The organism is Saccharibacillus sp. WB 17, from assembly GCF_008634075.2.
Classification (GTDB): domain Bacteria; phylum Bacillota; class Bacilli; order Paenibacillales; family Paenibacillaceae; genus Saccharibacillus; species Saccharibacillus brassicae.
On sequence record NZ_VPFK02000045.1, the window covers coordinates 1 to 19,660 of the forward strand.

Here is a 19,660-nt window from a genome sequence, read left to right on the forward strand (position 1 = left end):
GCCCGCCGCTTTGGGGCCGCGGTCTTTGCGCCCGCCGGCCGGGGCCTCGGCGGGCCGTTCTTCGCCGGCCCCGACGAGCGGGCCGGCACTGCCGGCGGCGCAAGGCCGCGCCGCCTTCTCTCCCGTGTGCTCCAGCACGCACACGAAATGCCCTTCGCCTTCGGCGAGATGCGGCCAGATGCGCGCCGCCCGCGCCGTCGGCGCGAGCGCTCCCGGCCGCGAGAGCAGCGGCTCTCCGCCTGGAGCCGCTTCATGCAGCAGCGGCGACAGCCCGCCGCCGCTCTCGACCAGCCCGGCCGCCCATTCCGGCCGGCCCGGCGCGAACAGCGGCGAATGCGGCAGCTCGCCGACGACGAAGTCGGGATGGCGCGCGAGGAACAGCGCGATCATCGCTTCGTTCTCTTCCGGCGAGAACGTGCACGTCGAATAGACGATCCGCCCGCCCGAAGCGAGCATCGAAGCTACCGTGTCCAGAATGTCGCGCTGCATGACCGTGCACACTTCGACCGAATGCTTCTCCCACTGCCGGACCGCGTCCGGGTCTTTGCGGAACATGCCTTCGCCCGAGCACGGCGCGTCGATCAGAATCTTGTCGAAATAAGCGGGGAACTTCTCCGCGATCCGCTCCGGCGTCTCGTTCAGGACGACGGCGTTGCGCACGCCGCTCATTTCGATGTTTTTGGCTAACGCTTTGGTCCGCTCGGCGCTGATATCGTTCGTCACGAGCACGCCTTCGCCGCGCAGCTTCGCGGCAATCTGCGTCGATTTGCCGCCCGGAGCGGCGCACAGGTCGAGCACCCGGTCGCCCGGCTCGGGCCGCAGCGCTTCGGCCGGCTCCATCGCGCTCGGCTCCTGAATGTAATACAAGCCGGCGTGATAATACGGATGCTTGCCGGGCCGCTCATTTTCGTCAATATAATACCCGGTGTCGCACCACGGAATCGGCTTGAGCCCGAACGGGCTGGCCGCCAGAAACTCGTCGGCGTCGATTTTGAGCGTGTTGACGCGGATGCCCGCATAGCGCGGCCGGTCGTAGCTGGCGATAAAAGATTCGTATTCGCTGCCGAGCCAGCGCTGCATGCGCGACTCGAACAGCGGCGGAAGCTGTATGCTCATGGGATACCTCCTGTCTGGGTCTGCCCGCGTACGGGCGCAAAACGGCCCGCCCCGCCGCGCGGCTTGTTCGCCGCGGCCCGGCGGAGCGGGCCTGCTGTCTGAATGGAAGGAAAACGCTTCGGCACTCTTGCGGCGGAAAGTCCGGGGGCGAGTTCGTTGACGCCCGGGACGCCGTCCTATCCGGCGTCTCCGCCGTGCTCCGGCTTCGCTTTGGGGCCGCGCGCGTATCCGGTACGCTGCGGCACGTTCGGCGGAATCCGCTCGGCTGCAAGGCGCACCTGTTCGCGCAGCGACGGATCGAAGATTTCGATCTCGATCGGCTGAAACGCGAACGGCTCTTGTTCATGCCGCTCCAGACGTTCCAGATACAGGCGCGCGTCGTCGATCAGCCGATCCAGCCGGATGCCGAGCGTATCGCCCGGATAGCCGGACAGCTTGGCCAGAGCGCTGCGCATCATCTTGCGCGCCCCTTCAACCTTGTCGTAACCCGGCGTCACGCTTCCGTTGCGGAAATGGTACAGCGCCACGGCGACCTGAAGCAGCCCGGAGTACAGCGGGTCGCGACCCCGCTCCAGCCACAGCTCTTCGAGCACCTCGTGGCATTCGAAGTAATCGCGGTCCCGGTTGAAATAGATCAGGAACGCGACGTACTTCGGCTCATAAAAAGTCATCTTCCAGATCTTCCTCGTGCTTGGAAGCGATGATCGCTTTGATCTCTTCCAGCATCGCTTTCATGCCTTCGTAATTGCGCTCGGCGAACAGTTCCCCGAACGCGGCCTGGTACGCGATCGCTTCCCCGACCAGATGATAGGAATACAGCCGGTGAATCATCTTGAGCAGCGTCGAGACGATATTCGCGTCGTCTTCGAACAGCTTCTGCGCGTCCAGAATCTCTTCGCGGATGCTGGACATTTCGCTGTCGAGCACGGACGCGGCCTGGGCGGACTTTTGCAGGCGCAGACGCATATCGCCCGGCAGCCCGCCGCGGTATTTGTAGTTGAGCGAGTGCTCGATCGTCGCCCAGAAATTCATGGCGAGCGTCCGAATCTGAATCTCGGCCAACACGATTTTTTGTTCCAGCGCCGTCTGCACGGGATAACGGATAATCATGTGGAAGCTGCGATAGCCGCTTTCCTTGTAATTCGTAATGTAGTCTTTCTCGTACAAGACGGTGAGATCTTTGCGCGCGCGGATATATTCGGCGACCCGGCGGATGTCTTCGACGAACTGGCACATGATGCGGATGCCGGCGATGTCCTCGATGCCTTCTTCCAGGTTGTCCATCGAGACGTCCAGCCGTTCGGCTTTTTCCAAAATGCTCGTGATCCGTTTGACCCGCCCGGTAACGAACTCGATCGGCGCGTATTCTTCACGCTTTTTCAGTTCGGAGCGCATCGTTTTGAACTTGACTTTCAACTCTTCGACCGTCTGTTCGTACGGAAGCAAAAAAGTTTCCCAGTTTCTACCGTCCATGCTATGTGCCTCCTCGTATTCGTGCACCCTTCAGCGGTGGTCGGCACCGACCGCTTGGGAGATATGGGTAAACCCGTCCGTGCGCATCAGGCGCTTGAGGCCCGCATGCAGCTGGCGGTTGACTTCCGGTCCTTTGTAGATCAAAGCGGTGTAGATCTCGACCAGGCTGGCCCCCGCGCGAATCTTGGCATAGGCGTCTTCGGCCGTGAAGATGCCGCCGCTGCCGATAATCGGCAGGCGTCCTTCCGTGCGCGCGTAGACGCGCCGGACGATCTCGGTCGAACGGCCGGTCAGCGGGCGTCCGCTCAGTCCGCCGGCTTCGCTGCGATGACCGTGTTCGAGCCCTTCGCGCGACAGCGTCGTGTTGGTCGCGATGACGCCGGACACGCCGCTGCGCGAGATGACGTCCACCGTCTCGTCCAGTTGGGCGTCGCTCAGGTCGGGCGCGATCTTGACGAAGACCGGCTTGGGAGCCGCGCCGCCGGCTTGGCGTTCAAGTTCCGCCGTGACGGCGGACAGCAGCTTGCGCAGCTCGTCGCCATGCTGGAGATCGCGCAAATCCGGCGTATTCGGCGAACTGATATTTACGATGAAGAAGTCCGCGTGCGGATACAGGATCCGGATGCAGCGCTCGTAATCGAGCGGGGCTTCTTCGTTGGGGGTCAGCTTGTTTTTGCCGATATTGACGCCGATCGGCACCGGACGATTCTGGAGCGCGGCGAGGCGGGCCGCCATTTCTTCCGCACCTTTGTTGTTGAAGCCCATCCGGTTGACGAGAGCCTGGTCCGGCGGAAGGCGGAACAGCCTCGGCTGTTCGTTGCCCGGTTGGCCAAGCGGCGTTACCGTGCCGACCTCGACGAAGCCGAAACCGATCGAAGAAAATCCGGGAACCGCCTCGGCGTTTTTGTCCAGCCCCGCGGCAAGTCCGACCGGCGACGGGAAAGTCAGGCCCGCCACTTCCGATACGAGGGCTTCGTCGCGCCGCACGCCGTACATTTTTCGCAGCAGCGTCAGGCCGCCGGGCGTTCCGGCCGCGTAACCGATACCGTCGATCACGAGATGGTGGGCTTTTTCGGGGTCCATCCGGAAAAACAGCGGTTTGGCAAATCGTTCATACAGCAAGCGGTTCACTCCCATTCTTCTCAGCTAACGTTATTAATTTTACCCGGAAGCCGGTTAAAAGGAAAGCATTCCCGGCCTGTAAAAACCTTTTCCAATCCGGCGCAAAGAGATTTACAATACAAAGTATCCCCCTCCCCGAAAGGAGCCGACGATTATGACCGCCAAACGCAAGCCTCCCGCCCTTCAGCAGAAAAAGGAAGAGATCAACCGCAAGGCCGCGCTCTGGATCGGCGGCAGCCTGGCGCTGTTCGTGATCGTGGTCAGCGTGCTGATCGCCTTGTCGCAGAGCTGAGCCCGATTCCGGGCGTTTCTACAAGGGGTTCAGGCACGCCTGGACCCCCGCTTCCGGGCAAAGCCCGGCTTCGGCTTGCCGCCGGAGCCGGGCTTTTAGTTCAACCATTTATACACTTTCCGGTCGTTCGTCTGATCCTGGCGCTGCTCCGACTTGAACCGCTGCTTCGGCACGACAATCTCTTCCGGCAGCACGTCGTCGGCCAGCGTCACGCGCGTGCCGGCCGGCACCAGGTCGAACAGCTCTTCGATGTCCGCTTTGTTCATGCGCACGCATCCGTGCGATTCGTCTCCGCCGATACTGCCCGGCTCGTTCGTGCCGTGAATGGCATAGTCCGTATCCGACAGCTGCATGCCCCGGCTGCCGAACTCGCCGTCGGACCTGCCGTTCGGATTGACGACCTTGTCGCTGACGACGAACGTCCCCGTCGGCGTCTTGGCGCCGCCCAGGCCCACTTCGTAGCTGCGCAGCAGCACGCTGCCGCTGACGACGGCCAGGCGGTGCCGGCTCCGGTCGACGACGATCTCGAGCGGCTCGTTCAAATACGGCGCGCCGCCGAGCGTCGTGGGCGAGACGGGACGTCCCGAACCCGAAGCGATCGGCTTCGCCGCCTGTCCGTAAGCTTTGCGCTTCAGCGCGGAAGCGAGCGCCGGGAACGAGCGGCGCATGACCGGCGTGGAGCCGGACAATACATTGTCCGGAAACGGCCGGTTCAGCTCGGCCATCTGCTTCGGAATGCTTTCGCCGCCGGCCCGGTAACTGCCGATCGCGCTGGCAAGCGCCGCGAGGCTTTCCTGTTCGCGCATCCACGCCCGGGCCGCTTTGCGCTGCTTGCCGGTCGGCTTCGCTTCGCAGTCGCACGTCTTCGGATCGTAGCTGCGCAGCACGCTCTCGCCCGCCGCTTCGCCGGGTTCGACTTCCGCCGCGATCGGCAGGCCTTCCCGCCACATGAGCCATTTGCCCTGCCGCTCCATGCCGAGCACGGAAGCTTTGACGTCGCGGCCATCCTGCAGGTAACCGGCCGCCGCTGCGGCAATCGAAGATGGTTCGTCCGCTTCCGCGGCCGTGAACACTTCGGTCGGCGGCTCGGACGCTACGTCGATCTCGGCGGAGAGGCGCGGCGCGCTGATGCCCGGCGCCTCCGCATAGCGGAAGCCGATCAGCAGCAGCAGGGCAGCAGCCAGCAGCCAAGCACGGCGTTTGGAACGGCTTTTCTCGCGGCGCTGCGCGGCTTCGTGCAATTTCTGTTCGTATTCGGCCAAAATGTCTTCGGGCACATGGGCGTGCTCGTACGCTTCGTACACTTCCTGCGCCCGGTTAAAGCAGTAGTTCGCTTTGCCCGGCTGCCCGTCGGCTTCATATTCCTTGCCCAGCAAATACCAGGCCATCTTGTTGTCGGGATGCTCGCGCACATAACTTTTCAGATGGGGAAAGCGCTTCATGACTCTTCGCTCCTTTGCTGAAAAAATGCGCCGTACAGAACGTTTTCGTAAAAAAAGCGCCTCCCGCCTGGTTGTTCAGGAGAGAGACGCTTTTTCCCGGATCCGTCCTGTATTCGGCACTTGCGAGTCGAATCAGCCTTCCTTGTTAAACGGTTCGTCCGCGATGATGATGGAATCGGTCGGGCAGCCGTCGCATGCATCGATCATGTCTTCGTGCATGTCTTCCGGAATCGCTTTGATCCCGTGGTTGGCGTCGCCGTCGAAGATGACTTCCGCCAGGCCTTCGTCGTCGTAATCGTAAATATCCGGAGCGGTCGCGCCGCACGCGCCGCAGGCGATGCAGGTATCTTTGTCAACCCAGGTGTACTTGCTCATCGGTATTCCCTCCTGATTGTCTTTTTATACTTTCTATCGGCTGGGCCGATTCTCTTGTCAAGAAGCACATTCTCGTAAGAGTCTTCATCCCTCTAACTATAATATAAACTTTTTTTGATTTCAATGATCCTTACGCTTCATTTTCAATCCTTTTCGCGACCGTTTTCCGAATTCGAACCCCGTTCCCCGTGAAAAGAAATGCCCGGCGTCCGTCCCGCTTTCATCCGCTTCGTGCCGTCTTCTTCCAGCATGCCGGCGATCATCAGCGCATCCTCGCCGAATTTGTCGCGCATTTTGTCCATGATTTCCGTCAGCTTCTCCCGCTTCGGCTGCCGTTCGTAATCGAACAGATCGAGCTGGATCGCGGCTTCGCTTTTGTCGGTCAGCCCCTGTGCGGCTACCCCGAGCAGGCGGACCGGCCGGCCGTCGCTCCAATGCTTGAGGTACAGCGCTTTGGCTTCGCGGTAAATGTCGTCCGCCGCTTCCGTCGGCGTCGCGAGCGTGCGCGAGCGGGTGATCGTCTTCATCTCGGGCGTGCGGATGGTGATCTGCACCGTGCTCGCCAGCAGATGCTGCTTGCGCATGCGCCGCGCCACCTGATCGCTCAGATTGAGAATGACCCGCAGCGCTTCGGGCGCTTCGGTCACGTCGCAGGGCAGCGTGGTCGTATGCCCTACCGACTTGCTCGGCTCGGGCACGGACTGGACCTCGGCGTAATCCTGGCCGTTCGCCGCGCGCTTCATCCAGATGCCGAATACGCCGAACGAAGCCTGCAGCCGTTTCTCGTCCGTGGCGGCCAGCTCCCCGATCGTGCGGATGCCGAGCCGGTTCAGCTTCTCCGCCGTTTTGGCGCCGACGCCGAACAGTTCGCCGCACGGCCGGCCCCACAGCGTATGGGCGAGGTCGCGGATACGCAGCACGGAGATGCCGTTCGGCTTTTTCATGTCCGAAGCCATCTTCGCCAGCAGCTTGTTGGGCGCTACCCCGATCGAACACGGCAGCGACAGCTCCCGCCCGATGCGCTCCATGATCTGCTCCGCGATCTCCAGCGGCGTGCCGAACTGCTTCGAGCCGGTAATGTCCATATAACATTCGTCGATGGAAGTCGCTTCGATCAGGGGCGTATAGCTGTACAGAATTTCGCGAAAAGCCCGGGAGTAGGCGCGGTACAACCTGAAATCCGGCTTGATCAGAATGAGCGACGGGCACAGCTTGAGCGCCTGGTGCACTGTCATGCCGGTGCGCACGCCGCGGCGGCGGGCGGGATAGGAACTCGTGACGACGATGCCGCGCCGCTTCTCGCTGTCTCCGGCGACCGCCGTCATTTTGCCGCCGTACAGCTCGGGATGTTCCGCTTCGTGCACCGAACAGTAGAAGGCATTCATGTCCACATGCAAAATGACCCGCCCTTTGGCCGGGTAATACCGCTCGACGTCTTCGTTCACTTTCGTTCCTCCTCTCCGTGTCGACTCGCAGGCAAACGTTTGTTTCCTTATTTTAACGCAAAATTGTTAACCTGCCCACTATACCGGTTTAACGCGTTCATGCTATAATCGACAATTAATACGGACGGAAGGGAGCAGTTCCATGACACGGTCCATCACCATTTTCGATACGACGCTCAGAGACGGCACGCAGGGGGAAGGCATCAGTCTGTCGGCGGACGACAAGTTGAAGATCGCCGTCAAGCTGGACGAGCTCGGCGTACATTATATCGAGGGAGGCAATCCCGGAAGCAACGGCAAAGATATCGAATTTTTCCGCCGCGTCCGCGAACTCGGCCTCACAGCGAAGATTACCGCGTTCGGCAGCACCCGGCGCAAAGGCGGGTCCGCCGATACGGACGAGAACCTGCAGCGGATCGCGGAATCCGGCGCCCAGGCGGCGACGCTGGTCGGCAAGTCGTGGGACTTCCACGTGCATACCGCGCTGCAGACGACGCTCGAAGAAAATCTGGCGATGATCGACGATTCGATCCGCTATTTGAAGCGCCGGGGACTCGAAGTTATTTTCGACGCGGAACATTTCTTCGACGGCTGCAAGCACAATCCCGATTACGCCCGTTCCGTGCTGAAGACCGCTGATGAAGCGGGCGCGGACTGGCTCGTGCTGTGCGATACGAACGGCGGTACGCTGCCGCAGGAGATCGGCAGCCTCGTCGCCGACCTCGTGGCCGAGATGCCGCAGGCTAGGTTCGGTATCCATACGCATAACGACTGCGAGCTGGCCGTAGCCAATTCGCTCAGCGCTGTCGCCGCGGGCGCGCTTCAGGTGCAGGGCACGATCAACGGCTACGGCGAACGCTGCGGCAACGCCAATCTGTGTTCGGTCATTCCGAACCTGCAGCTCAAGTTCGGGCTGAGCTGCCTGCCAGGCGACAAGCTGGCTCAGCTCTCTTCGACCGCCCGTTATGTCAGCGAGATCGCCAACGTGCATATGCCGGCCGGCCAGCCCTACGTCGGCAGCGCCGCTTTCGCGCACAAAGGCGGCATCCACGTCTCGGCGATTCTGCGCGATTCGCGTACGTACGAGCATATCGCGCCGGAACTTGTCGGCAACAAACAGCGGGTGCTCGTCTCCGAACTTGCCGGACAGAGCAATCTGGTGTCCAAAGCGCAGGAACTCGGCATCGAACTCGATCCCAAAAGTCCGCAGGCCGCGGACACGATCGGCCGCATCAAAGACCTCGAACACCGCGGCTACCAATTCGAAGGCGCCGACGCTTCGCTCGAACTGCTGCTGCGCGAAGCGGGCGGCGAAGTGCGGGAACTGTTCGTGTTCGAATCGTTCAAAATGCTCGTCGAAAAATCCGCGGGCAAACCGGTCGTCTCCGAAGCGTTCGTCAAACTGCGCGTTGGCGGCGAAAGTCTCTATACGGCAGGCGAAGGCAACGGCCCGGTCAACGCGCTCGACAACGCGCTGCGCAAGGCGCTGCTGCAGTATTATCCGCAGCTGACGGACATGCATCTGAGCGATTACAAAGTCCGCGTGCTCGACGACCAAGAAGCGACCGCTTCCAAAGTCCGCGTGCTGATCGAATCGCGCGACGCCGCCAACGCCTGGAGCACGGTCGGCGTCTCCGGCAACGTGATCGAAGCGAGCTGGGAAGCGCTCGTCGACAGTATGCGGTATGCGCTGCTCGGCCAGGAACCGGCCGCAGCGGCGGCAGCTGCCGAACCGCGTCCGGGCCTGCTCAATCATTAACCGGTAAACGACCCGTAAACAAAAAAAATGACTTCCCGCCGCAGCGGAAAGCCCAGTATGAGAGGGGTAAACATGGGTAGCAGTCTTCGAGGGGAGCGGGTATCCGCTCCCGGTGCAAAGTCTGCGGGGTAAAGCGCGGCGGGCGGCATGGAAGCCGGCATGGGACTCCGGTATCCATCGTAGCGCCAGGCCCGCCGCACCGCGCCGGCGGCCGCGTTCAAGATTCGATCATCGCGCCGCCGGCCCAAGCGAACCTTTACAGCCCTGCCCGATACGCAAGCGCGCTGCCTCCTTTGACGGATGCGGCGCGCTTTTTCGTGCCCGGAATCATGTATGGCTGAGACGCGCATAGAGGTCGCCGAGCGTCGAGATTTGATTGTCCCGCACCCGGTTCATATAACCGCCCCATAATCTCGCCGTCATCAGCGAATCGCCCAGCGCATGATGGCGTTCCTTGATCTCGATGCCTTCTTCTTCCAGCAGCTCGTCGAGTCCGTACCCGGGGCGGGACGGATTCAACAGCCTCGCGATCATCATCGTATCGATGACGCGATGGTTCAGATGCGCTTTCGACGTTTTCCACAGCGCCGTATTAAGAAACGCTTTGTCGTGCGCGCTGGCATGGGCCACGAGCACGGAATGCCCGATAAACGTCATAAAATCGTGCAGCGCTTCGATCAGCGAAGGAGCTTCTTCCACCATCTCGCCCGTAATGCCCGTCAAATCGGTAATATGGGGAGGAATGTCCATCCTCGGATTGACGAGCGTGTAGAACGTCTCGTTCTCCAGCACCCGGTCGCCTTTCATCTTGACCGCTCCGAAAGACAAAATCTCGTCGCCCTTCTGGCAGTTGAAGCCCGTCGTCTCCAGATCGAACACGACGGTCTCAAGTTCCGCCAGCGGGGTAATCAACGCTTCGGGTCTGCGCTGTTCCCGGCTGAGCGAACGGATAAAGGCCATCTGATGGGCGCTTTGTCCCCCGAATACCGAGGCTACCGCGGAAGGAACCCCTCCGCTGCGCAGCATGTTCCAGAATCCGCTTCTCGACCCAGCCGGTTCCTTCATGCGCGTCTCCTTTCCGCGAATCTGAGCTGACGCTGAAGCACGCGGTGCAGCTTGCGTACCAAGATCAGCCCGTCCCGCAGTTCGTAGAACCGTTCCTTTTTCTTCAATTCTTCGTTCGACAGGTACCCGCTGCTGTGCAGCAGCCCTCCGTCGTCCGACGCGTCTGTCAGGCTGCGCAGGCGCAGCGCCGTCAGGAACGCTTCGTAGGCCGGTTCGAGCAGCGGCAGCGAAGCCGCTTCGAACTGGATCAGCCGCTGCAGCCTGCGCAGCGTCGACGATTCTTCGACGTCGTGCTGGATAGCGAGGAAGCGTGCGGCGTTGACGAGCGGAATATACATGCCGTATTTGACGTCGAAATCGCCGGCGTGGTCGCCGAAGCGTTCGGTCATGACCTGACCGAGCACATTGAGCGTCTTTTTGTGCCGCACCGTGTTGCGTAAAATGGCGGCATGCAGTTCCGTATTGCCGCGCAGCCCGTCATGGAAGCTTCGCAGCCAATGTTCGGCCAGCGCCGCGTCGCCCGCGATCAGCCGAAAATCGGACGCGATGATCAAATACCGCACCGGTTCCCAGCTCAGGTCGCTGCGCCAGGCGTGCAGTTGGGCCGACCATTCGGACGACGTGCGGCGCCACCTGCGCTCCGAACACATCACTTTGCCTTCGCATTTCTCGTATCCGGCCGTCTCCAGAATATCGGTGAGGCGGCGGCCGAACTCCTCGAAATACGTTTCTTTGCCTGCATGTTCGGTGTCCGACAAAATCAAGCCGTTGTCCTGGTCGCTCCACAGCGTCTGTTCCCGCCTGCCCGCGCTGCCGAAAACGACGAACGAATAAGAGACGGGAGGCGGACCGAAGCCCGCCTCCCCCATCTCCCGCTCGCATAATTCGACCGCATGCCGCATCAGCCGGTCGTGCATCTCGTTGATCGCCTCGTTCCAGGCGAGGATATCCCCGCCGATCTCTTCCCGTGCCTGCATCAAGCTGCGCTGCATGGCGATCCGGGCTGCACGAAGCGCTTCGGGGGAACCGATCTGCGATAAATCTTCGACTGCCCGTTGTGCGTATTCCGTGTACGAATCGGTACGTTTCACCGGATCCCCCCTTTCTGCGCTTGCATGCCGATCAGGCTTTGGCCGGATTGCGCTTGACGCCCGATTCCGGATTGGTCGGACCGTTGAAAGTCGTGTCGCCCGCCATTTTCATCTGTTCCGGATATCCGTAGTTGCCGTGTTCGCTAATGTCCAGACCCATCATTTCTTCTTCTTCCGTCACGCGGATGCCCATTGTCACTTTCATGATGTAGAAGATGATGAACGTAACGCCTGCCACGAAGGCCAGCGTACCGACAACGCCCAGCGCCTGAACGCCCAGCTGATGCAGGCCGCCGCCGTAGAACAGACCCGCTTGTCCCAGACCTTTGTCGGTGGACAGGGAAGGCATAGCGAAGAATCCTGTGCAGAGCGCGCCCCAGATACCGGCTACGCCGTGTACCGAGAAAGCGAAGACGGGATCGTCGACGCCCGCTTTTTCAAACCACTGCGCCGTGAAGAACGTCAGTACGCCTGCGACCAGACCGATAACGACCGCCGCCCATGGAGCGACAAACGCACAGGAACCGGTGATGGCCACGAGTGCGGCCAGTACGCCGTTGATCATGCTCGGAATGTCCGCTTTGCCGAAGACGACCCACGAGATCAGCAGAGCCGCTACGCCGCCTGCCGCCGCCGCGATATTCGTCGTCAGGGCGACGTAAGCGAAGAATCCGTCCATGACCGACAGGGCGCTGCCCGGGTTGAAGCCGAACCAGCCGACCCACAAGATGATGACGCCGAGTACCGACAGAACCTGGTTATGTCCGAGAATGCTGTTCGGTTTGCCGTCTTTGCCGTATTTGCCCAGACGCGGCTTGAGCATGATCGTCGCGACCAGTGCCGCCGTAGCGCCTGTCAGATGGACGACCGTCGAGCCGGCGAAATCCTGCATGCCCATCGAACCGAGCCAGCCGCCGCCCCATACCCAGTGCGCGATAACCGGATAGATAATAATCGTGAAGAGTGCGCCGAATACGATGTAGACGCTCAGCTTGGCGCGTTCCGCCAGACCGCCGCCGGCGATCGCAAGCGAGACGCCCGCAAAAGCGAGGTGGAACAGGAACATCAGCGACACCGGAAGACCGAAGCCGTTGACCGAGTTGAAGGATGCCGATTGTTCGTCGCCTCCGAAGAAGAAGCCTTCGAAGCCGAAGAATCCGTTGCCGTTACCGAAGCCGAAAGCGAATCCGAATGCCCAGAACGCCACGCTTGCGACGCCGAAGGACAGGATAGTCTTGCCCGCCACGTGGCCGGCGTTCTTCATGCGGACCGAACCGGCTTCAAGCAGCGCGAATCCTGCCTGCATGAAGATGACGAGCACCGCCGCGATAAACACGAATACCATGTTCACGCCGTTCGTCAACGCTTCGCCGTCTACCGCTTCCGCCGCAGACGCGCTTACCGGAAAAGCCGACACTGCCGCCAGGGCTCCAAGAGCCAACCACCACTTCTTTTTCAAATTCCCCACACCCTCTTCATGTAATTTTATCTAACATTATGTGAAACTCTTGTTGTCATTATAAACCGCGGCAAGAAAGCTGACAAGTGTATTTTTAGAAAAAAAACGGATTTATTTCAGCTTTTTTTCAACGTAAAAGATCTACCTGCGTTAACGCGGCAAAGTAGGCGTTTTCATGCAAACCATAACGTTTGACTGTACGCTTTGGATTGGATATAATTGAATTTGTCAAGACTTTCTTTTTATATCTGCTTACTTTATTACGGTTTAGGAAAGGGTGAGTCAGCGATGGGGATATGAAGTTATTCCGGATCGGCGAACTGGCCAAAGCCGCGGGCACCAGCGAGCGTACCATCGACTATTACACCAAATTGGGCTTGATCTGTCCCCAGGACCGGTCGATGACCAATTACCGATTGTACGGACCTGAAACTTTGCTTCGGCTGACGCGTATTCATGAGTTGAAGAACGAAAAGTTTACATTAGAAGAAATTCGGGAGAAGCTCGATAAATGGAGCCAAGCGACCGAGGACGATCGGGTATCCGAAAAGTTGACCCTGCTCGAAAGCCACCTGGCGCAAGTCGAGAAAGAATTGAAAGAACTGCAGCCGATGCTGCAGGATCTCGATCCGGCTCAAGCCCGCAAAACGTTTTCTCAACTTGTTCCCCAGGGCATCGCTTGTATGGAAGCCATCAAGCTTCTCCTCGGACAAAATCCAATGATGTAAGGTTTTCACTACAAATGGAGGGAAACGCTTATGGGTTTTAACGGTTTTATGTACATGTTGATCATTCCCGCGTTCATTTTGACGATCTGGGCCCAGTTCCGGGTCAAGAGCACGTACAAAAAATGGCGCGAGGTTCCGGTACACAGCGGCATGACCGGTTACGAAGCCGCTCGCCACATGCTCGATACGAACGGCCTGCAGGAAGTGCAGATCGTGCCTGTGCCGGGCATGCTGTCCGACCATTACAATCCGGTCAACCGGACGGTCGCGCTGTCCGAAGACGTCTACTACGGCAACAGCATCTCGTCCGTATCGGTCGCCTGCCACGAGATCGGCCACGCTATCCAGCACAAGGAGTCGTATCCGATGCTGTCGCTGCGCCACCGGATCTTCCCGGTCGTCAACTTCGCGTCGGGCGTCGCGCCTTTCCTTATTCTGGGCGGCTTCCTGTTCGATTACACGAACCTGATCGGATTCGGCATTTTGTTCTTCGCCGTTACGGTCGTGTTCCAGCTGATCACGCTGCCGGTCGAATTCAACGCCAGCAACCGGGCACGCGAAGTAATGGTATCGGAAGGCTATATCACGAACGAGGAAGAACGCGGAGTCGGCAAAGTATTGAACGCCGCCGCGCTGACTTACGTGGCCGCCGCTCTGATCTCGCTGCTTGAACTGATCCGTCTCGTCGGCATTTTCAACAACCGCAACTGATTCATCGATCGCAGCAGTCCCGTTTTATCGATTCCTGACCGAAAACCGGCGCCGGTGCATACACCGCGCTGGTTTTTTTACGTTTTTTTGACCGTATACCGAAATCGGATTCGCCACAGCGGCCTCAAGCCCCATGTCCAAAAGACCGGTATTCGCCGCCGGTGGAAGAGAATGGCTGGCTAATTATCTTGTTTTTATGGTACTATACACCTACTTTGATATTGCAGAAAATCGCAGCTTTCGCATACAAAAGGAGAAGCTTTGTGAGCCTATCAGTGTGGTCTGATCTCTTCCTGTTCGCCTTGTTGTCCGCCTTGCTCGTCTACATCTTTTTTGCGGTTCGGATCACGAACCTGCACAAAGTCTATTTCGTGTTCCACTTCTTCATGATGCTGTGGCCGCTCTGTCAATTCGCTACCCATATCGTGCAGGAACCCCGGGTCCAACTGCTGTACGTGACACTGTCCTTCGCCGCCTGTTCGCTGCTGGCAAGCGGCTGGCTGTTGTTCACCCTTTTCCTGACCGGCAGCGAAAAGCGGCTGAGTTCCAAATCCGTCGTCTCCATGTTCGTACCCGCGGTCTTCTCCGCCCTGCTCGCGATCTTCAATCCGCTGCATCTGTTTACCAGCCCGAAGACCGACAATTACGTGGATCGCTCCTACGGGCCGCTGTTCTGGCTCGTCATGGTTGTTATCATTGGCTATTTGTTAACCTCCCTGTTCGTTCTGCTGCGTTCCCTGCGATCGCCCTCCTCTTCCGCCAGCCTCAAAAAACAGATCCGCATCGTGCTGTGGGGAGGGTTCGTTCTGGCCTCTTTTGCGGCGCTCGACATTTTGCTCAACGTGGGATTGCGATCTTTTCTGCCGATCATTCCGGGCCTTACTTCGCTCGGCATTTTCATCGCGGACTTATTTTTTGTCTTCGTCATCACCCGGTACAAAGTGTTCGACCTGGTCACGATCGCGCACGAGGATATTCTCAACACGATTCCGCACGGCATTCTCGTATTGGACGATCAGGAAGAAGTCGTCGAAGCCAATCGGGCGCTGAGCCTGTTTCTCGGTATCGGGGTCGGCGAACGGTTCGATATCGACGTCTTCTTGTCTTCCGTCCATGTCGTGGGAGACAGACGCCATTTTCTCGAACCGTACAAGCGCAAAGAGCGGGATTTGTTCCAGATCGAATTGTCTTCCGGCAGCGGACTGCGCTTCGTGCTTCAAGCTTCCCCGATCTTCGACGCCGCCCAGCTGCCGATCGGCCATATTCTGACGTTTCAGGACGTGTCCAAGGAACGCCAGCTCGTGCAGGAGTTGAATCGCAAAAACGATGTGCTGCACGAACGCAACCTGTCGCTTGACCGCACACGCCAGGAGCTGTCCAAAGCGAATCTCCGGCTTGAGGAAATGGCGCTCACCGACAGTCTCACCCGCTGCTACAACCGGCATTACCTGACGCAGCGCCTGACCCGGGAGATGACGGCCAACGTGGAGCAGCGTATTCCGTTCTCGTTCATCCTGTTCGATATCGACTTTTTCAAAACGATCAACGACCGGTACGGCCACGTCGCCGGCGACGAAGTGCTGTACCGGACCGCCCGCATCGTGCAGCAGTCTATTCGCAGCACCGACGTGCTGGCCCGCTACGGCGGCGAAGAATTCATTCTGTACCTGCCGTGCACGGACCGCAAAATGGCGCACAAAATCGCCGAACAGGTACGGGACGCCGTGGAGAAAAACGAGGTGACCCTGGAGCCGACCCAAGAGCGGGTCAGCGTCACGGTCAGTCTGGGCGTATTGTCGATCGAAGACTTCGAACACGAACACGTGCCGGACAATCTCGAAGAATATTTGACGCATTTGTTCGCGGAAGTCGACAAACCATTATATCAGGCGAAAAAAAACGGCCGCAACCGGATCGAGCTGTCCGACACGCGCCGAATTCCCGGATAACTCCATATTCACGCTCTGTCCGAGCACCCAGACGCGGCAGCCGGGGTCGACACTTTCGACCCTGGCTGCCGCTTTTTGCCGTGCTCCTGTTCAACATCGGGCTTGACAGTCTCGTCTCTGGGTTATATGGTTTGTTACATAAGTAATTAACCTATCCCGTTCCGGCCGCCGGCGGTTCGGACCCAAAGGAGATTATCCATGTTCGCTTTTCCCTTATCCAGGCTTTCTGTTCCCGTCCTGCGCAGCACGTCAATCGTCCTGATCTTGTGCCTGCTGCTGGCGGTATTCGCGCCTTCCTCATCCGCGGCGCAGGCGCAGGCCAACACCGGCGGCGCCACGACGCCTTCGGGCATCGCTCTCTCGGAACTTGAAGCCTACGTCGACCGTTTCGTCGAACCTTATATCGGCCAATCGACGGCTGCCGCTTCGATCGCCGTCGTGCAGGACGGACAGATCGTCCTGTCCAAAGCTTACGGGTACGCCGATGTCGAACATCGGACCGCCGCCGATCCGCAAACGGTGTTCGAACTCGGCTCGATCAGCAAGCTGTTCGTCTGGACGTCGGTCATGCAGCTGGTCGAAGCGGGCCGACTCGATTTGCAGACGGATATCCGTACATATCTGCCGCCGGGATTTTTGAAAAGACTGGCGTACGAACAACCGATTACGCTGCTGCATCTTATGAACCATACGGCCGGCTTCGAGCAGTATATGTTCGATATGGCCTACGATTCGCCAGAGCCGGTACGCACGCTTGAAGAGGGTCTGCGGCTGGCCGAACCGGCGCAGATCTACCGGCCCGGCGAACATGTCGCCTATTCGAATTACGGCAACTCGTTGGCCGCGTATATCGTGGAACGGACCGCCGGCGAGCCTTACGACCAATATGTCGACGAACATATTTTGGCGCCGCTGGACATGAAGCAGACCGCGATCTCTTCCGTTTTGCAAAATCGCCCGGATCTGCTGCAGCGCAAAGCGTCGGGTTACCTGAGCGCGGAGAATGGGAACGTCGTCCGAGGCGCCTGGAATTACATGTCCATGTATCCGAACGGAGGCGCCAACGGCACGGCCGAAGACCTCGCGCGCTTCGCCATGGCGTTCATGCCGGAATCGGGCCGGCCGTCGCCCCTGTTCCGCCAGTCTTCGACGCTGCCGGACATGCTGAGCCGCTCGCACGGCGAAGATCCGTATATGCCCGGTATCGCTCACGGCTTCTGGGAATATCCCGGCGCTTACCGCACGCTCGGACACGGCGGCAATACAATCGCATTCTCCAGCAGCCTGCAGATCGTGCCGGAAAAACGCTTCGCGGTGATCGTCCTGACGAATCAGGCAAGCGAAGCCCATCTGGTGCACGGGCTGACGCAGGCGCTGCTCGGCGACCCGGCGATCCCGCCGTCAAGCGAGGTACTGCCTGATTCTTCCCGGCTCACCGGCAGTTTCGTCGCGGCACGCCGCGCCGAAAAAGGATTTATGGGCGTCTATCCGTATTTGTCGCTGATGCGCGTCTCTTCATCAGCTCCGAATACGCTGACCGTGAAGCTGGTCGGCTTCGAGAGCGAATATCGGCAGATCCGCCCGGATCTGTATCAACGCGTAAGCGGCGATGCCGCGCTCGGAGCGTGGCCGCTGCTGCAGTTTAAGACAGAGCAGGGCAAGGTGCAGCGGATTTCGCTCTATACGACCGATTACCTGCCGCTGCCTGCGGGCCGCTCGATGCCGCTGCTGATCGCCCAAGCGGCCGCTGCCGTTATCGCCCTGCTGTTCTTTCTGATCGTCCCGCCGCTTAGGTTCGCCTTGGCTACGTTCGGCCGCAAGCGCCGCTTGCACCATCTGCCTCCGATGCTGCGCAGGTCGATGCTCGCCTTCTCATTCAGCGGCACGCTGCTCGCAGCCAACAACGTGCTGCTCGCTTTGCGCATGCTGAGCGAGAACGAACGTCCTTACCGCGACGTGCTTCCGCAGCTGATCCTGAACCCGATCTTCGCCGCTATCGGCCTGATCGCGCTGCTCCTCACCTTGTTCTCGCTGCGCCGTCGTCCGCACCTGACCCGGACCGAGCGTATCTTCCTGATCGTCTCCGCCGTACTCTGGCTGATCCTGATCGCGCTGCTGACCGTGTGGCAGTTCTACTATTAAGCTCGTTTACGCAAAAAGCCGCTTCCCCAAGGGAAAGCGGCTTTTGATCTATTCCATCAACCTTCATATATCCTGTCTCTTGAATCTCTTACTCCCCACTCCTGCGCGCGTGCGTCGCAGCAGCGGAGCGCCTCCCCGAACCCGCCCCCGCCTCCGCACTCACACCCTTACTCGCCGATTTTTTTCCCGAATGGAAGCCGCATCAGCAGCCCGTACAGGAAGAACCCGGCGATCGCGCCGCCGAAATGCGCCCATATGTTGACGTTTGGCGTGGCGAAGCTGAGCAGCAGGCCCATGACGAGCAGGATGTACACGGTCTGGCGCGACGCTTTGTCCATCTTCTGACGCTGGAACAGTGCCATGTACAGAAACGCTCCGTATCCGCCGTAGATCGCGCCGGACGCGCCGACGGAGATGAAATATTCGCCGGCCCGGTTGTACGCGCCCATGCTGATCAGGTTGGCGATGATGCCGCTGGCGAGATACAGCAACGCGTAACGGACATGGCCGAGCAGGCGCTCAAGCGGCGGCAGGAAGACGAGAATCGCAAAACAGTTGAACAGCAAATGTTCGAATCCGCCGTGCAGGAACACCGAAGACAGATAACGCCACGGCGAGTCGACGTCCGCCACTCCGGGCACGCCCACCACGTTCGACAAAGCGCCGTATTGGAGCAGCACGACGCCGGAAGCGTCCCGGCTGTAAGCCCCGTTCACCGCAAGAACGATAAACATCACGACGTTGACCAACACGAGAAGCGCCGTGATCGGATAAAATTTCAGATACTGGTTCCATTTTTCGTACCGTACAAAAATCATGATTTTCCCCTTTTCCGCTATTCTCTTTTTTGCAAACAATCTCTACCGAATATTATAATGAAACGGGACGGGAAAATCCAAATTCCCGCTGCTGTACGAGAATACGAGGAGGTACTACGATGATGACCCAACAAAGAACCGGCGTAGCCACGTTCAAAGGAAACCCGATTACGCTGATCGGCCCCGAACTCAAAGTCGGCGACGCCGCTCCGGACTTCAAGCTGAACCGCAACCTGCTGGAAGAAGCGACGCTGCAGGATTTTGCCGGCAAAGTGAAACTGATCAGCGTCGTCCCTTCGCTCGATACGGGCACGTGCGACGCGCAGACGCGGCGTTTTAACACGGAAGCGGCCGACCTCGGCGAACACGTCGTCATCTTGACGGTCAGCGTCGACCTGCCGTTCGCCCAAGCCCGCTGGTGCGGCGCGGCCGGCGTCGATCAGGTCGTCACGCTGTCCGACTACAAAGCGCGTTCGTTCGGCGAAGCGTACGGCGTCCTGATCGACGAGCTGCAGCTCGACATGCGCGCCATTTTCGTCCTCGACGAAAACGACCGGATCGCTTACGTCGAATACCTCGGCGAAATGAGCGAACATCCGAACTACGAGCAGGCGATCGCCGCTGTCAAAGCGCTGCGCTAAGCCCTCTTTGGAGCACGGAACATAAAAAAACG

At 59.5% G+C, this 19,660-nt stretch carries 18 protein-coding genes; 7 read left to right on the forward strand and 11 right to left on the reverse strand.

Going from position 1 to position 19,660, the window contains the following annotated elements; genetic code table 11:
* The 4 genes from FTE24_RS20375 to FTE24_RS20390 form a co-directional block, all read right to left on the reverse strand.
* Positions 1 to 1,116, reverse strand: a 1,116-nt coding sequence (locus FTE24_RS20375; protein WP_160441847.1) for an RsmB/NOP family class I SAM-dependent RNA methyltransferase, incomplete at its 3' end; no start/stop codon positions are given.
* Between the two features lie 176 nt (positions 1,117 to 1,292).
* On the reverse strand, positions 1,293 to 1,787 hold the full coding sequence (locus FTE24_RS20380) for a DUF309 domain-containing protein (RefSeq protein WP_150231146.1): 495 nt from the start codon (positions 1,785 to 1,787) through the stop codon (positions 1,293 to 1,295).
* Positions 1,774 to 2,589: a GTP pyrophosphokinase gene (locus tag FTE24_RS20385; RefSeq protein WP_141449231.1), complete on the reverse strand. Its 816-nt coding sequence runs from the start codon at positions 2,587 to 2,589 to the stop codon at positions 1,774 to 1,776. Before FTE24_RS20385 ends, FTE24_RS20380 begins: the two co-directional genes overlap by 14 nt.
* Positions 2,590 to 2,619: 30 nt before the next feature.
* Positions 2,620 to 3,711: a quinone-dependent dihydroorotate dehydrogenase gene (locus tag FTE24_RS20390; RefSeq protein ID WP_202111942.1), complete on the reverse strand. Its 1,092-nt coding sequence runs from the start codon at positions 3,709 to 3,711 to the stop codon at positions 2,620 to 2,622.
* 154 nt (positions 3,712 to 3,865) lie between these two features.
* On the opposite strand from FTE24_RS20390, the gene FTE24_RS23090 reads away from it, so the two are divergent.
* Positions 3,866 to 4,003, forward strand: a complete 138-nt coding sequence (locus FTE24_RS23090) for a hypothetical protein (RefSeq protein WP_202111943.1) — start codon at positions 3,866 to 3,868, stop codon at positions 4,001 to 4,003.
* A gap of 95 nt (positions 4,004 to 4,098) precedes the next feature.
* Here the strand turns inward: FTE24_RS23090 and FTE24_RS20395 are convergent, their stop codons facing one another.
* The 3 genes from FTE24_RS20395 to FTE24_RS20405 all read right to left on the reverse strand — a co-directional run bounded on the left by FTE24_RS20395 (position 4,099) and on the right by FTE24_RS20405 (position 7,205).
* A complete protein-coding gene (locus FTE24_RS20395) occupies positions 4,099 to 5,445 on the reverse strand; it encodes a L,D-transpeptidase (RefSeq protein ID WP_150231151.1) in 1,347 nt (448 codons plus the stop codon).
* Positions 5,446 to 5,577: 132 nt separating this feature from the next.
* Positions 5,578 to 5,820, reverse strand: coding sequence for a ferredoxin (locus FTE24_RS20400; RefSeq protein ID WP_150231153.1), 243 nt, complete (start codon positions 5,818 to 5,820; stop codon positions 5,578 to 5,580).
* Between the two features lie 143 nt (positions 5,821 to 5,963).
* A complete protein-coding gene (locus tag FTE24_RS20405) occupies positions 5,964 to 7,205 on the reverse strand; it encodes a DNA polymerase IV (protein WP_237401876.1) in 1,242 nt (413 codons plus the stop codon).
* Positions 7,206 to 7,407: 202 nt separating this feature from the next.
* Here FTE24_RS20405 and cimA point away from each other — a divergent pair, with 202 nt between their 5' ends.
* Positions 7,408 to 9,024 carry a citramalate synthase gene (cimA, locus tag FTE24_RS20410; protein WP_150231156.1) on the forward strand — a complete coding sequence of 539 codons (1,617 nt, stop codon included), beginning with the start codon at positions 7,408 to 7,410 and terminating at the stop codon, positions 9,022 to 9,024.
* A 327-nt stretch (positions 9,025 to 9,351) separates the two neighbouring features.
* Here the strand turns inward: cimA and FTE24_RS20415 are convergent, their stop codons facing one another.
* The 3 genes from FTE24_RS20415 to FTE24_RS20425 are packed head-to-tail and all read right to left on the reverse strand — an operon-like array spanning position 9,352 to position 12,639.
* Complete coding sequence (locus FTE24_RS20415; protein WP_150231158.1) at positions 9,352 to 10,089, reverse strand: exonuclease domain-containing protein; 738 nt, start codon at positions 10,087 to 10,089, stop codon at positions 9,352 to 9,354.
* Positions 10,086 to 11,180 carry a DUF294 nucleotidyltransferase-like domain-containing protein gene (locus tag FTE24_RS20420; RefSeq protein WP_415663153.1) on the reverse strand — a complete coding sequence of 365 codons (1,095 nt, stop codon included), beginning with the start codon at positions 11,178 to 11,180 and terminating at the stop codon, positions 10,086 to 10,088. The genes FTE24_RS20415 and FTE24_RS20420 overlap by 4 nt, the downstream gene beginning before the upstream one ends.
* 31 nt (positions 11,181 to 11,211) lie before the next feature.
* On the reverse strand, positions 11,212 to 12,639 hold the full coding sequence (locus FTE24_RS20425) for an ammonium transporter (protein ID WP_150231160.1): 1,428 nt from the start codon (positions 12,637 to 12,639) through the stop codon (positions 11,212 to 11,214).
* 296 nt (positions 12,640 to 12,935) lie between these two features.
* On the opposite strand from FTE24_RS20425, the gene FTE24_RS20430 reads away from it, so the two are divergent.
* The 4 genes from FTE24_RS20430 (at position 12,936) to FTE24_RS20445 (ending at position 18,169) form a co-directional block, all read left to right on the forward strand.
* Positions 12,936 to 13,367 carry a MerR family transcriptional regulator gene (locus FTE24_RS20430; RefSeq protein ID WP_141449223.1) on the forward strand — a complete coding sequence of 144 codons (432 nt, stop codon included), beginning with the start codon at positions 12,936 to 12,938 and terminating at the stop codon, positions 13,365 to 13,367.
* A 30-nt stretch (positions 13,368 to 13,397) separates the two neighbouring features.
* Entirely contained in the window at positions 13,398 to 14,078 is a 681-nt protein-coding gene (locus FTE24_RS20435) for a zinc metallopeptidase (protein ID WP_150231161.1), read from the forward strand.
* A gap of 263 nt (positions 14,079 to 14,341) precedes the next feature.
* On the forward strand, positions 14,342 to 16,027 hold the full coding sequence (locus FTE24_RS20440; RefSeq protein WP_337190073.1) for a histidine kinase N-terminal 7TM domain-containing diguanylate cyclase: 1,686 nt from the start codon (positions 14,342 to 14,344) through the stop codon (positions 16,025 to 16,027).
* 198 nt (positions 16,028 to 16,225) lie between these two features.
* Complete coding sequence (locus FTE24_RS20445; RefSeq protein ID WP_150231162.1) at positions 16,226 to 18,169, forward strand: serine hydrolase domain-containing protein; 1,944 nt, start codon at positions 16,226 to 16,228, stop codon at positions 18,167 to 18,169.
* 167 nt (positions 18,170 to 18,336) lie between these two features.
* Here the strand turns inward: FTE24_RS20445 and FTE24_RS20450 are convergent, their stop codons facing one another.
* Entirely contained in the window at positions 18,337 to 18,987 is a 651-nt protein-coding gene (locus FTE24_RS20450; RefSeq protein ID WP_150231164.1) for a rhomboid family intramembrane serine protease, read from the reverse strand.
* Between the two features lie 122 nt (positions 18,988 to 19,109).
* On the opposite strand from FTE24_RS20450, the gene tpx reads away from it, so the two are divergent.
* Positions 19,110 to 19,628 carry a thiol peroxidase gene (tpx, locus tag FTE24_RS20455; protein WP_141449219.1) on the forward strand — a complete coding sequence of 173 codons (519 nt, stop codon included), beginning with the start codon at positions 19,110 to 19,112 and terminating at the stop codon, positions 19,626 to 19,628.
* Positions 19,629 to 19,660 lie beyond the last annotated feature (32 nt).

Excerpts from the sequence above, each read along its gene's own strand:
- FTE24_RS20380 (WP_150231146.1), bottom strand. The coding sequence starts at position 1,787 with ATGACTTTTTATGAGCCGAAGTACGTCGCGTTCCTGATCTATTTCAAC.
- FTE24_RS20385 (WP_141449231.1), bottom strand. The coding sequence starts at position 2,589 with ATGGACGGTAGAAACTGGGAAACTTTTTTGCTTCCGTACGAACAGACG.
- FTE24_RS23090 (WP_202111943.1), top strand. The coding sequence starts at position 3,866 with ATGACCGCCAAACGCAAGCCTCCCGCCCTTCAGCAGAAAAAGGAAGAG.
- FTE24_RS20395 (WP_150231151.1), bottom strand. The coding sequence starts at position 5,445 with ATGAAGCGCTTTCCCCATCTGAAAAGTTATGTGCGCGAGCATCCCGAC.
- FTE24_RS20400 (WP_150231153.1), bottom strand. The coding sequence starts at position 5,820 with ATGAGCAAGTACACCTGGGTTGACAAAGATACCTGCATCGCCTGCGGC.
- FTE24_RS20405 (WP_237401876.1), bottom strand. The coding sequence starts at position 7,205 with ATGAATGCCTTCTACTGTTCGGTGCACGAAGCGGAACATCCCGAGCTG.
- cimA (WP_150231156.1), top strand. The coding sequence starts at position 7,408 with ATGACACGGTCCATCACCATTTTCGATACGACGCTCAGAGACGGCACG.
- FTE24_RS20415 (WP_150231158.1), bottom strand. The coding sequence starts at position 10,089 with ATGAAGGAACCGGCTGGGTCGAGAAGCGGATTCTGGAACATGCTGCGC.
- FTE24_RS20430 (WP_141449223.1), top strand. The coding sequence starts at position 12,936 with ATGAAGTTATTCCGGATCGGCGAACTGGCCAAAGCCGCGGGCACCAGC.
- FTE24_RS20435 (WP_150231161.1), top strand. The coding sequence starts at position 13,398 with ATGGGTTTTAACGGTTTTATGTACATGTTGATCATTCCCGCGTTCATT.
- FTE24_RS20445 (WP_150231162.1), top strand. The coding sequence starts at position 16,226 with ATGTTCGCTTTTCCCTTATCCAGGCTTTCTGTTCCCGTCCTGCGCAGC.
- FTE24_RS20450 (WP_150231164.1), bottom strand. The coding sequence starts at position 18,987 with ATGATTTTTGTACGGTACGAAAAATGGAACCAGTATCTGAAATTTTAT.
- tpx (WP_141449219.1), top strand. The coding sequence starts at position 19,110 with ATGACCCAACAAAGAACCGGCGTAGCCACGTTCAAAGGAAACCCGATT.